Origin of the sequence: Pseudonocardia sulfidoxydans NBRC 16205, assembly GCF_007989085.1 — a bacterium.
Classification (GTDB): Bacteria; Actinomycetota; Actinomycetes; order Mycobacteriales; family Pseudonocardiaceae; genus Pseudonocardia; species Pseudonocardia sulfidoxydans.
Genome location: NZ_BJVJ01000118.1, coordinates 1 through 12,418, shown reverse-complemented (window position 1 = coordinate 12,418; position 12,418 = coordinate 1). Strand labels below are relative to the sequence as shown.

At 62.1% G+C, this 12,418-nt stretch carries 13 protein-coding genes; 12 read left to right on the top strand and 1 reads right to left on the bottom strand.

Translation table 11 applies throughout. The features are described 5' to 3' along the window. Positions 1 to 538 (bottom strand): FGGY family carbohydrate kinase (locus tag PSU4_RS29285; RefSeq protein WP_246115423.1); only part of this gene is annotated, 538 nt, incomplete at its 3' end. Positions 539 to 668: 130 nt separating this feature from the next. On the opposite strand from PSU4_RS29285, the gene PSU4_RS33140 reads away from it, so the two are divergent. The 12 genes from PSU4_RS33140 to PSU4_RS29225 all read left to right on the top strand — a co-directional run bounded on the left by PSU4_RS33140 (position 669) and on the right by PSU4_RS29225 (position 12,274). Beyond that, positions 669 to 1,019 (top strand): ferredoxin, encoded by a 351-nt coding sequence (locus tag PSU4_RS33140; RefSeq protein WP_373866107.1) that lies wholly within the window; start codon positions 669 to 671, stop codon positions 1,017 to 1,019. A 101-nt stretch (positions 1,020 to 1,120) separates the two neighbouring features. Then, on the top strand, positions 1,121 to 2,356 hold the full coding sequence (locus PSU4_RS29275) for a cytochrome P450 (protein ID WP_147115649.1): 1,236 nt from the start codon (positions 1,121 to 1,123) through the stop codon (positions 2,354 to 2,356). A 43-nt stretch (positions 2,357 to 2,399) separates the two neighbouring features. Next, a complete protein-coding gene (locus PSU4_RS29270; RefSeq protein WP_147115647.1) occupies positions 2,400 to 2,660 on the top strand; it encodes a 4Fe-4S dicluster domain-containing protein in 261 nt (86 codons plus the stop codon). Between the two features lie 382 nt (positions 2,661 to 3,042). Then, positions 3,043 to 3,366 carry a 2Fe-2S iron-sulfur cluster-binding protein gene (locus PSU4_RS29265; RefSeq protein WP_186817250.1) on the top strand — a complete coding sequence of 108 codons (324 nt, stop codon included), beginning with the start codon at positions 3,043 to 3,045 and terminating at the stop codon, positions 3,364 to 3,366. A gap of 44 nt (positions 3,367 to 3,410) precedes the next feature. Then, positions 3,411 to 3,611 (top strand): DUF4287 domain-containing protein, encoded by a 201-nt coding sequence (locus PSU4_RS29260; RefSeq protein ID WP_147115643.1) that lies wholly within the window; start codon positions 3,411 to 3,413, stop codon positions 3,609 to 3,611. Positions 3,612 to 3,810: 199 nt separating this feature from the next. Continuing rightward, positions 3,811 to 4,977: a substrate-binding domain-containing protein gene (locus tag PSU4_RS29255; protein WP_147115641.1), complete on the top strand. Its 1,167-nt coding sequence runs from the start codon at positions 3,811 to 3,813 to the stop codon at positions 4,975 to 4,977. A gap of 6 nt (positions 4,978 to 4,983) precedes the next feature. Beyond that, positions 4,984 to 6,558: a sugar ABC transporter ATP-binding protein gene (locus tag PSU4_RS29250; protein ID WP_147115639.1), complete on the top strand. Its 1,575-nt coding sequence runs from the start codon at positions 4,984 to 4,986 to the stop codon at positions 6,556 to 6,558. Between the two features lie 44 nt (positions 6,559 to 6,602). After that, positions 6,603 to 7,556 carry an ABC transporter permease gene (locus PSU4_RS29245; protein WP_222596442.1) on the top strand — a complete coding sequence of 318 codons (954 nt, stop codon included), beginning with the start codon at positions 6,603 to 6,605 and terminating at the stop codon, positions 7,554 to 7,556. Between the two features lie 134 nt (positions 7,557 to 7,690). Further along, positions 7,691 to 8,485, top strand: coding sequence for an IclR family transcriptional regulator (locus PSU4_RS29240; protein WP_147115635.1), 795 nt, complete (start codon positions 7,691 to 7,693; stop codon positions 8,483 to 8,485). Between the two features lies 1 nt (position 8,486). Further along, complete coding sequence (locus PSU4_RS29235; protein WP_147115633.1) at positions 8,487 to 10,028, top strand: FGGY family carbohydrate kinase; 1,542 nt, start codon at positions 8,487 to 8,489, stop codon at positions 10,026 to 10,028. A 156-nt stretch (positions 10,029 to 10,184) separates the two neighbouring features. Continuing rightward, positions 10,185 to 11,399, top strand: coding sequence for an NAD(P)/FAD-dependent oxidoreductase (locus tag PSU4_RS29230; protein WP_147115631.1), 1,215 nt, complete (start codon positions 10,185 to 10,187; stop codon positions 11,397 to 11,399). A 68-nt stretch (positions 11,400 to 11,467) separates the two neighbouring features. Beyond that, on the top strand, positions 11,468 to 12,274 hold the full coding sequence (locus tag PSU4_RS29225; RefSeq protein ID WP_186817249.1) for an alpha/beta hydrolase: 807 nt from the start codon (positions 11,468 to 11,470) through the stop codon (positions 12,272 to 12,274). Positions 12,275 to 12,418 lie beyond the last annotated feature (144 nt).

Sequence of the window (12,418 nt, the reverse complement as noted above, 5' to 3'; positions counted from 1 at the left end):
CGCCGCCGTCGCGGCCGCCGGTGAGGTTCCAGATCAGCCACGTGTCGGTGTTGCCGAAGATCGCGTCACCGCGCTCGGCCGCCGCACGCACCCCGTCGACGTTCTCCAGGATCCACTGGATCTTGCCGCCGGAGAAGTACGTCGCGGGCGGCAGGCCCGCCTTCCGCCGGATGGTGTCGCCCTTGCCGTCACGCTCCAGCGCCGACGCGATCCGGTCGGTGCGGGTGTCCTGCCAGACGATCGCGTTGTAGTAGGGACGGCCGGTGTTGCGGTCCCACACGACGGCCGTCTCGCGCTGGTTGGTGATGCCCAGCGCGCACAGGTCGCCCGCGGACAGCCCGGTCTTGTTCAGCGTGCTCTGCAGCACCGCCGAGGTGCGCTCCCAGATCTCGACGGGGTTGTGCTCCACCCAGCCCGCCTGGGGGAGGATCTGCTCGTGCTCCAGCTGGTGGCGGCCCACCTCGTTGCCGGAGTGGTCGAAGATCATGAACCGCGTGCTCGTCGTGCCCTGGTCGATGGCGGCAACGAAATCTGGCATTCCTCATCCAATCAAGCGCCTCGCGTAGCAGCGACCATGTCGGCAATTCCGGCGATCGGCGGAACCCGGCCGGCGCGTCCTGCCGACGCCTCTCCGTATCGACCCTCGGCGTGCGCCGAGCGTTGGATAGATGGTCTGCGGAGCCGGCCGACAGTGGAAGGCGAACTGTTCGACCATGCCGAACCTTTCTGATGGAACGGGAGCGAACGCCGCGCTAGCTTTCAAACAGTTCAGGGGCCCGCAACGAAGCCGACCACCACACGGAAGCCGCACCCAGATGCAACGAATCGACGTTGACGTAAGCGCGTGTCAGGGGCACGGAAAGTGTTATCGACTTGCGCCGCGATTCCTGCGCCCGTTCGATGCGCACGGACGGGCCGAGTTCGATCCCGAAGGATTCGACGAGAACGACGCAAATGCGATAAAGAGGGGGGAAGCCGCAATTCTCGCCTGCCCGGAGAGGGCATTGACGTGGCGATGAGCGGCTTGAGTCTCCGACTCAACAAGTCACTGTGAACGTGGCACACGGAAACTGACGATCCCCGAACCGCCGGGCTGCGGCGGAAGCATTGAGGAGCAGGCATGAGCTTGACGACGAACTTCGACCAGTACAACTACCCGGTCGGACCGGACTTCACTCCCTTCGACTTCATCGAGGACCTCCGCGATGAGATCCACGAGAACAACACACCGGTGTTCTGGAGTGAGACATACGGCGGCTACTGGATCGTCGGCGGATACCCCGAAGCACGCGAAATCTGGTTGAACACCAAAACGTTCTCGAATCTCGGCATCACATTCCCCGAGTGGGAGATGCCCGATGGTCGACAGCTGATGCTTGCGGGCTACGACGCGCCGCAGCACACCAAGTACCGACGCCTCGTCCAGGACACCTTCTCGCCGACCGCGGCGGCGCGAATGACGGACTATTTTCGAAAGGACGCGAACCGCCTCATTGATCGGTTCATCGACCGCGGCCACGCCAATATCGCGACCGAGCTTGCTGGTGCGGTCCCTGGACGAATGGCCGCGATGTTGTGTGGCTTGGAGCCGGAGAAGGGTGACGTCTACCGGACCTGGACCAAGGCAATGACGCAAGGAGGTCCACGCGGCGACGCGAACGTCGAGCCTCTCATGCGCGACTTCAAGAATGCCTTCTGGGAGATGCTCGAAGATCACAGAGCAAATCCGGGTGACGACGTCATGTCGTACCTCATCAGCTCGACCATCGATGATAAGCCTCTGACCGACGAAGAGCTGATGGACTTCTTCGCGGTGATCTTGATCGGCGGCATCGACAACACCGCGTTCCTCCTCAGCGACATTTGCTGGCGGCTCGCGTGGGACCGGGAGCTCCGCCGCCGTCTGATCAAGCACCCGGAAATCCTAGAGACCACCATCGACGAGTTTCAGCGGTACTACGCGCAGGGGGGCGCCAGCCGCCTGATCATGGAAGATGTCGAGATCGCTGGCGTGCAAATGAAGAAGGGGCAGCATCTCTTCTTCTGCGTTCCCCTCATCAACCGGGACCCGCGTGAGTTCGAGAACCCGGACACTTTCCTCCCCACGCGGTCGCCGAACCGCCACCTCAACCTTGGCGTCGGCACGCACAGATGCATCGGAGCTCATCTTCTAAGGGTCGAGGCGACAGTCGTGGTAGAGGAGCTCCTCCGGAGGATTCCCGACTTCGAGCTCGACCTGTCGCAGGAGCCGATCTGGATCAATGGTCAGACGGGCGGGTTCGACGAGGTCCACGTGAAGTTCCCCCCGGGCGGAGGATACGACCAAGCCATTCGGACTCGACAGTATTGCTCCTAAAGCCAGACTGCTAGCTCATCCCGCTAGTGACACGGAGGTACAGGTGGCCTACGTCATCAACGCGCCTTGTATCGGGACGAAGAACGGCGCTTGCGCCTCGGTGTGTCCGATGGACTGCATCCATCCGAAGCCAGGGACTCCGGACTTCGACAGGGTCGACCAGCTGTTCATTAACCCCGACGAATGTATCGACTGTTACGCGTGCGTCGAGGAGTGCCCAGTCGACGCTATAACGTACCACGGTCAACAGCCGGCAGAGTGGGACGAATACCCCGAGAAGAACCGGAACTACTTCCTCACCTGACGGCGGCCGGGCGGCAGAAGAATTCACGCTGAATGAGCCCACAATAGAATTGGCTCATGGCGAGGCACCGCCGTCCCCGCCGACGCGCAAGCGTGAATGAGACAGGCTTAAGGGAGGTCTGAGTCATGACGAGCGGAGATGAGTCGCGCAGCACCCCGGGAAGCGCGTCCCGGGCCAACCGGAAGATCCGACTCAAGTGTCCTTGTGGCGAGAGCCTGGTCGAGCCTAACAGCGATGCGCTGGTGGCATCTGCTTTCGATCACCTTCGAGAAGTCCACCCGGACCTGGCGGATCGGTACTCACGCGAGGACATCCTCCTCTTTGCCTACTGATTAGGTCGATGATGACTCGCGAATCGCAGATGCAAAGGGTGAGTTGGACCATGCCGGAGATTACGTTCATTGGGCAAGACGGCGCATCGACGACCCTCGCGGGGTCCATTGGTGAGTCAATAATGCGGGTTGCGACGCGCCACGGCATTCCGGGAATCGAAGCCGAATGCGGTGGGGAGTTGGCCTGCGCGACCTGCCACATCTTCGTCAAGACGCTCGGAGATGCTGACACCGAGCCTCCGGGTGAGGTCGAGGACCTGATGCTTGAGTGCACTGCCGTCGGCCGGGCGTTCAACAGCAGACTGGCGTGCCAGATCTACTTGACCGATGAGATGGGGTGTGTAGTTGTCGAACTACCGGAACGGCAGATCTAGCCCCCTTTGGGCTCGCCGGGCGAGCCAGGAGAAAGGACAGGGCCATGCCTGACGACTTTGTGCATGCCGACCTGAACATGCTCACCCAGAAGACTGGGAAGTCGCTGGACGAGTGGACCGAGATTGCGTCGCGATATAAGGACGAGCCACAAGAGGACGCGGTGAAGAAGCTCAAGAACGCATACGGGATCGGATACGGATACGCAGCGACGCTCATGAAGATGGTCAGAGGCGAGCAGGTCTGACAGTACCCCCCTCCACATTATTGAGCAGCGGTAGGACGCTGCGACCCAACATGCTGCCTTGGGTGGCGCATTCGACGTCAGAGCGAGATCTGAACGACGCGACCGGGACCACGCGGCTTACCGGCACGAGCAAGACGTGAAGCACTTCTGAACACGAAGCCGACTGCGCATCGAGGTGCGAGAGAAAGGTGCCTTCTCAATGAAGAGACGTGACCGGCTGGCGGCAGGAATTGTCGCGGCAACAGCAGTGCTGGCCGCGGCTTGTGGTGCAAGCCCCAATGCGACGGCGGGCAGCGATTTCGCTAACGTCAGCATAGACCCGGACGCACTCAAGCCTGCTTCTATTGTCAACAAGGGCCCGTTCGGCGAGACGGCGACACCGGCAGGCCAGCTCGTCCTCACCGATGCGGAATGTGACGAGGCGAAGAAGCACGGCTACAAGGTCGCGTTGTCGCACCTAACAATGGACCTCACCTGGTCGAAGCTGGTCGTACAGGGGATTGAGGACACACTGAATAAGTGCGGCGCTTCGTTGATCTCGGTTTCCGACAGCGCGTGGAGCGCTGATAAGCAGATCGCTGGTCTTCAGAACCTCATTCAACTCAGGCCCGACGCGATCATTGGAATCCCCGTGGACAAGAACGCCACGGCACAGGCTTTCGCTGCCGTCCCCAAAGCCGGAATTAAGCTCATCTTCATGCACGAAGCTGCAGCAGGGATGAAGCCTGGTGTCGACTACGCGACGGTTAGCGGCCCGGACGACCAAGGAAACGGCGCGGCTGCCGCCGCCATGCTCGCGGCATACATCCCACAAGGCGGGAAGATTGGCGCAGAATTCTACAACGCCGACTTCTTCTCTACCAATGGTCGCAAGACGGGATTCCTCGACTGGATGAGGAACAACCGTCCGGACATCGAAGTGAAGGAATTCTCGTTCACAGACCCCGCCCAGGCGAGCAATGTTGCCGCGAATTTCCTCACGGCCAATCCTGACGTGAATGGGATGTACGCGATCTGGGATGCTCCGGCGATGTCGTTGATCGCAGAGATGCGTGCGCAGGGAATTAAGGTCCCCGTCGCGACGCAGGACCTCGGCGACGAGGACGCACTGGAGATCGCGAAGGCGGACGGCTACATCATCGGTACGGGCGCCCAGGCTCCTTACCAGCAGGGCGAGGCGCACGCTAGCGCGACGCTGCGAGCGCTCCTCGGGCAGACGCTGGAGCCGTTCTATGGTATTGAAGCCCTACCGGTGGCGGCACCAAATCTGCTGAAGTCGTACAAGTACGTCTACCAGCAGGACCCGCCGCGCGAGATTGTCGAGGCCTGCAAACAGAACCCCAAGTGCGACTCATCAGAGGTGTAACGCGTCGTGCACCCTCACATCGAAGTCGAGTTGAGCGATACTGAGCCTCAGCGGGCTCGCAGCAAGATTCAGCCGGTTCTGGAGTGTCGGAGTATCCGTAAGCAGTTCGGTCAGTTCGTTGCGCTCGCCGACATCGACTTCTCGCTCGTTCCCGGGGAGGTTCATGCTCTCCTGGGTTCCAACGGCGCGGGAAAGAGTACCCTCGTCAAAGTAATTGCTGGCGTAACGCAGCCCACGTCGGGATCAATTCGTCTGGGTGGCTATACGGGGTCATTCCGCACGCCGGCCGAGTCCCGTGCTCACGGGGTTGCGGTGGTGCATCAGGATCTGAGCCTGGTGCCTTCGATGTCGGTCGCGACGAACCTCGGCCTGCCACAGGCTGCGTCCGGACGGATCGCACCGTTCAGCAGGCGCGGATCCGTGTCTCGTGCCAAAGCGTTGCTCGGGGATGCCGGCTTGGATGTCGACCCTCGCGCCAGAGTCGAAGAGCTCTCGTTCGGAGCGCGGCAGCAGATCGAGATCCTGAAGGCCCTCTCGATGAAGGTAAAGCTGCTGGTCCTGGATGAGCCGACGTCCTCGCTCACGGCTGACGAAACCGACCACCTGTTCTCCTCGGTCCGGGAGCTTTCACGCCGTGGAGTCGCTGTCATCTACGTGACCCACCGTCTCGCGGAGGTGTTCGAGATCGCCGACACGATGACGATCCTCCGCAACGGGTCGGTCGCCTACAGCAACAAGATCAAGTCCTCGTCCATGGAGGAGGCTGTCGCGGTCATCGCCGGCACACCGTCGTCGTCTGACGGGCATGTAGTGACGCACCTGCGGTCCAGTCCGGACGCTGGTGATCCACCACTGCTGCAGTTGCACGACGTCACTGCTTCCGCTGTCGAGGCCGTGTGCCTGGAAGTGCACCGGGGTGAGATCGTCGGGCTCTGTGGACAGATGGGCAGCGGCCGAACCGAGATCCTGGAGACGGTCTACGGTCTGCGCGCGGTCGAGTCGGGTCGGGTCATCGTGAACGGCATCCCTGCTCGTTTCCGCCGTCCCGGAGACGCGATGCGTGCGGGTCTTGGGTTGGTTCCGGAGAACCGGCACGAGCAGGCCGTCGTTCTACAGCACTCTGTGGCGCGGAACACTGCTCTGCCGCGGCTTGACTCGCTGTCACGCTATGGGTGGTTCCTGCGATCGTCGGCTGCACGGAAGGCGCAACATGTAGTCGACAGATATCGAGTGCGTACACCGGGCCCCCACACCCCGATGTCGAGCCTGTCAGGCGGCAACCAACAGAAGATCGTGATCGGGAGGCTGTCGAATCCGCAACCGTCACTCCTATTGCTCGACGAACCGACGGTCGGGGTCGACGTAGGGGCGCGGGAGGAGATCTATGGCGCAATCGACGCTGCAGTAGCTCGGGGCGCGGGCGCGCTTGTCGTCTCATCTGACTTCGCGGAGCTCTACCGGATGTGTGACCGCTTCTACATCGTCGAGCGCGGGCGGATCTGCGGAGAGGCGCGGAAGACGGACATATCGGGCGAGGAAGATCTCCATCACATGGTCCAAAGATCGGCAGCAACCAAATGATGAGTGTGCAAACCGACAAAGCGAAGCTGCCACTTTCCCGGCGGGTGCTGGCGCTCACCGATCCGGACAGACCCTGGCTGCTCGTCGGGACGATCGTCGCCTTAGGCGTCTTTTTTGCAATAGCCTCGCCGGCGTTCCTCTCAATCCGAAATTTCACCAACATCGGGACCCAAACTGCAATAGTCACGATCGTCGCCGTCGGAATGACAGCGCTGATCATTTCCGGGGAGATCGATCTCTCCGTCGGGGCCGTGCTCGGCCTCGCTGGGATGATGGCTGCAATTGTCATGCGGGACGTGGTCAACGTATGGGCCGTGGGTGTGGCTGTCGCAGTCGCCACGGGTGCCGTGGTCGGCGCCCTGAACGGATGGTTGACCACACGGCTCATGATCCCGTCCTTCCTGGTGACCCTGGGAATGATGGGAATTGCCCGCGGCATCTCGCTCAGCGTGACAGACACCCAGCCGGTTCTAATCAACAATTCGAGCTTGTCGTCAGTGTTCGGAGTCGGGGCGTTCCTCTATGTGCCGGTTCCCATCTGGTGGACTCTCGTCGCCGTCGTTGTGCTCGGAGTACTGCTGCACGGCGCGACGTTCGGCCAGCGGGTCTACGCCGTGGGCGGCAACGCCACGGCGGCGAGGTACTCAGGTGTGAACACGCGAAAAGTGAAGATCTGGTCCTTCGTCCTGGTCGGCGCGTGTGTCGGGCTCGCGGCCGCCGTCCTGACGGCCCGGACCTCCGCGGCGCGGCCAGACTTTGGGACGGGTCTCGAGCTGGATGTGATTGCGGCCGTGATCCTGGGCGGCACGAGTCTCTTCGGCGGACGAGGAACCGTTGTTGCCACGGTGCTCGGAAGTCTCCTGATCGGGCTCCTCAACAACGGGCTGGTGCTCATCGGCGTGAGCTCGTCGGTTCAGCTGGTGATCAAGGGAATTGTGATCATTGGCGCCGTGGCGATGACCAACTTCGGGAGCTTGCAACGTGGCGCAATCCATTGACGCGTCGGCTTGGACCGGTGGGCGGTGAGCATCAGCTGGATGTAGCACCGGTGTAGCGGGCGGAAGTATGCCTGGCTCCGGAGGACGCTCTGATCGTCGGATCACGTGGCGGTGTCCTTGAGGAGGAGTTCACAGTGCTTCGAACAGCCGACCCTGCAGTGCGCCATCTGCCGTCCGGAAGATCACGCATCCAGGCGGTCGCCCGTGCCGGCCACATCCTGCGCGTTCTGGCCCTGGCGCCGGCGGACGGGATGCCGCTCCGCGAGGTCGCCGCCTCCGTCGGTCTGGCAAAGTCGACAACGCACGGAATCATTACCACTCTCATCGACGACGGTCTGGCCAGACAGGACCGCACGACGGGAAAGTATCTCCTCGGTGAGGTGGTCTCCCGTCGTGCCCTACGCCCGGGTGGGTCCGTAGTACGTGCCGCCGCGCTGAAGTGGTGCGATGCACTCGCCGCCCGTTTCGGCGTCTCCATGATGGCAACGGTGCAACTCGGCCTGCGGGTCGTGACGGTGTACGGCGTCGCCAAGCCGGGTGTCGGAGGTGAGCCGAGTGTGGGGCGAGAGATCTCGCTACACGCCTCGGCAGCGGGGAAGATCCACCTGGCCTTCTCGACAGACCTGCTACACGCCGTGCCACGGGAACTGCCCAGCTTCACGAGTCGCACACTGGCTCGCCGAGTCGACCTGGTCGATCAGCTCGACGCGGCGAGAAGGCTCGGATGGGCGATCAGCGACCAGGAGAGGAGATGGGGGGTCACCGCGTTGGCAGTCCCGGTCTGGTGGCGGAACTCGGAGTTTCTCTGCTCGCTGTCGGCGGAGTCGGCCGACCAGCCGATGATCACCGGGGGATCTCCGAACCAGGCGCTTCTCAGCGCCATGAAGGCCGCGGCTGCTGACGTTGCGACAAGCATGGACGACTACTGAAATGCGTCAGTCGGTGGTCGTGGGCGTCGACCAGGGAACGTCTTCCACGCGGTGCTTCGTCTTCGACAGGCGCGGGAGACTGGTCACCTTCGCCCGAAGAGCACACTCGCAGTATCATCTGCGGCCGGGATGGGTTGAGCAAGATGCCTCGGAGATCCTTCGGAACACGGTCGCCGTCATCGGTGGCGCCCTCCGGAGAGCAAGCGTGTCGCCGAAGGATGTCCTTGCCCTTGGTCTTGCGAATCAGCGTGAGGCCTTCGTTCTGTGGGACCGGCACACCGGTAGCCCAGTACAGCGAATGATCAGCTGGCAGGATACGCGCTACGCGGACGCGGTCCGCGAACGTTGGACCGACGTCGACCGCGAGATGGTGAAGCGCAGAACGGGACTCGTCCTCAGTGAATACTCGAGCGCTCCACGCTTGTCGTGCCTGCTGAGGGACGATCCCGAACTGCGGCGACGGTGTGAGTCCGGCTCTGTGCTATTTGGAACGGTCGATTCATGGATAGGCTGGAACTTGACCGGTGGAGCGCGCGGTGGGCGCCACGTCACCGATGTCACGAACGCGTCCCGGACCATGCTGATGGACTTGTCTTCGCTGGACTGGCACGACCAGTTGCTGGACCTCTTCGAGGTTCCGCGTGCGATGCTGCCGCAGATTGTACCGAACACGACCGGCGCAGGACCGATTAGCGAGTTCGGCGGTCATCTACGCATCGACGCGACGATTGGTGACCAGCAATCATCACTTCTCGGTCAAGCATGTCTCGACGCCGGCGACGTGAAATGCACATACGGTACAGGTGGCTTCATGCTCCAGAATACCGGGACGCTCCCGGTGGCATCAAACCACGGGTTGCTGACGACGGTGGCCTTCCAGGAGGCAGGGCGTCCTGCCTCCTACGCGCTGGAGGGCCCGCTCGCCTCGGCGGGATCGATGGTGACATGGTTGCAGGACGGCTTGGGGCTCATAAATTCTGCACCAGAGATAGAAGACCTAGCGATGGAGGTAGCAGACAACGGCGGATGCTATTTCGTGCCGGCATTTTCCGGCCTACTCTCCCCGCACTGGGATGGTGGGGCGCGCGGCATGATCGTCGGCCTCACGGCCTACGCGAAGGGGGGCCATTTGGCGCGGGCGGTGCTCGAGGCATGCGCGTTCCAGACACTGGATGTTGCTCGGGCGATTGTTCAGGACTCGGGCGTACCGCTGGACCGGCTCCGGGTTGACGGCGGCATGACGTCCAACATGCTCCTCATGCAGACCATTGCCGACGTCCTGAACAGGCCTGTCGAACGCGGGGACGTGTCCGAATCGGTCGCGCTGGGCGCCGCTTATGCGGCCGGAATCGCGACCGAGGTCTGGTCCGACAAGTCAGAGATCCAGCGTAACTGGCGGTTGCTGAGTGAGTGGGAACCGCGCCTCGGCCGGGATTGGGCGACTGAGTACTGGCGGTGGCGAGACGCGGTCGAACGCTCCATGACGAGGAGGACCGAGACGCCGGCCGTAGAGGGGCCGTTCGCCGGGTCGGTGTGGTCGTGAGCCCGCCTTCAGCGCGGGGAGGCGCACAGTTTGTACGCGGCGCCGCGCCGTGGCGCAACCGTACCCCATGTTGAATTTGACGAGCGGACTGCCGCGTGCTTACAGCAGAGTCCCGTGTGTTGTCCGTCGACATTTTCGGTTGGAGGTGTGATCTGGATGTCGTACGAGAGATTCGGCATTGTTGTCGTGGGTGGCGGTATTGCGGCTGATCACCTGAGCCTCGAACTCCGTCGGATCGGCTTCGGCAGCTCAATTGCGGTCGTCTGTGGCGAATCGATGCCCCCGTACGACCGACCGGCGTTGTCAAAGGCATTCCTTGAGATGGACGTCTCGTCCGCCGAGCTGGCGCTCCGAACAGCTCAATTCTACCAGGCCAACGGTATCGACCTTTTCCTGGGCGACTCGGTGTCGCAGCTCGAGCCCGGCATCGGGGAGGTGATGGCGAAGTGCGCCTCGGGACGTTCCGTCGTCGCAAAACGGATCGTCCTCGCCACCGGCTCGGCAGCGCGTCCGCTGACAGGGGTACCGGGCGGATCGAACGCGTTGAGGCTGCAGACCGTGGAAGACGCCGCGCGCATTCGCCGTTCCAGCTCGAGCGCAAAGTCGATGTTGGTGATCGGCGGGGGGTTCATCGGCCTGGAGCTGGCGGCGCAGTCGCTTTCGCGAGGAGTGGAAAAGGTTGTCGTCCTGGAGGCGGCACCAAGGTTGCTTGCTCGTTCCGTCAGTAGCGCCACGGCGACGCACGTGGCCGCGCTGCACCGTGCCGACGGCGTTGACGTGCGGGTCGGGACCCGTGTGAGGTCGATTCAATCGGCTGACTTTGGGTCGGGCTGGGTGGTCGCGCTGGACGATGGCTCCGCGGTCGCGGCCGACGTCGTGGTCGCCGGGGTTGGTTCCGACCCCGAGGTCTCCTTGGCCGAGTCGGCCGGTATCCGTTGTGATCACGGTGTCGTGGTCGATGCTCGATGCCTGACGAGCCAGCCCGAGATCTATGCGATTGGTGACTGTGCTGCGGTACCTGTGTGCGCGTACACGCCTCATGCCCGAGATGGCGTGTCCCTCGTCCGCCTCGAGTCTGTGAGTGCGGCGAAAGCGCATGCTGTGGTCGTTGCCAAGAATCTGGTAGGGCGCCCCGAAGAATTGTGGCACCTGCCGACCTTCTGGTCAAAGCAGGGTCCACACACTTTGCAAATCGCTGGACTGAGAGATGGGTACGATTCGGTGGAGGAACGGGCCTCGTCGGTGCGACCCGGCGGCAGGGCCTATGTCTTCTACGTCGAAGGTGTCCCTGTCTCTGTAGAGGCTGTTGATGCCCCGTTGGAATATGGTGGCGCCTTGCGTGAAATTCGCGCGGCTCGGGCAACAATTTAGCCACCCTGCGCGGCCGCGGTACCGCACATCGCTTCTGGGATCGTCGGACTGTAAGGGAGATGCATCAAATGCTGACAGAGGAGTGGAGCTTCGCTGGAAGTGGTGCCAGCCTTTTTGGCACCCGCTGGATGGAGACTGAGCCGACGCGGATAGTGGTTTTGGTACACGGGTACGGCGAACATATTGGCCGCTACACGAATATGGCCCGGGAGCTGGTTTCCAACGAAATCGTGGTGTATGGGATGGACCATCAAGGCCACGGGTGCAGCGATGGAGAACGAGTACTATATTCAGACATTGATTCTAATGTTAGTGACATCGACACCCTCGTTGATCGATCGCGCGCGGAGTTCGGCTCCCTTCCGCTAGTGATCATAGGGCACTCGCTTGGCGGAATGATGACGGCAAGGTATATGCAGGTGTTCCCCGGCAAGGTTCAAGGCGCCGTTTTGTCGAGCCCAGTTCTAGGACATTGGGGCGTTGTTGATTCGTTCGTGCAGACCGGGGAAATTCCGGGTGGTGGTATCGACCCCTCGACGCTGTCTCGGGATAGCAGCGTCGGGTCTGCTTACGTAGCTGATCCCTTAGTCTATCATGGCGATTTCAAGAAGGAGACCTTGGTGGCCATCTCGGAGTGCTTGTCGAACATCAGTTCCGGACCGAAGGATGTGTCTACTCCAGTACTGTGGGTGCATGGCACAGATGATCAGCTCGTGCCTCAGCGCGATACGGAAGCAGGTATCGAGAACCTGTTCGGCAGTAATGTTAGGGAGATCGTGTATTCGGACGCACGTCACGAGGTCTTCAATGAGATTAACCGGTTCTCGGTTTATCGTGACGTGGTCAGGTTCATCAAGTCGATCAGTGTTTCGTGATCCGCGTTTCGGCGTTCGTAGAAGATGTCCAGTCCGGTGCCACGTTGAGCAACCTTTCCCACGAGGACCGCACCTTCCCGCCGAGTGAGGAGTTCGCCGCCCAGGCGAATGCGACGGCGGAGTGGTACGACCGGGCCGACGCGG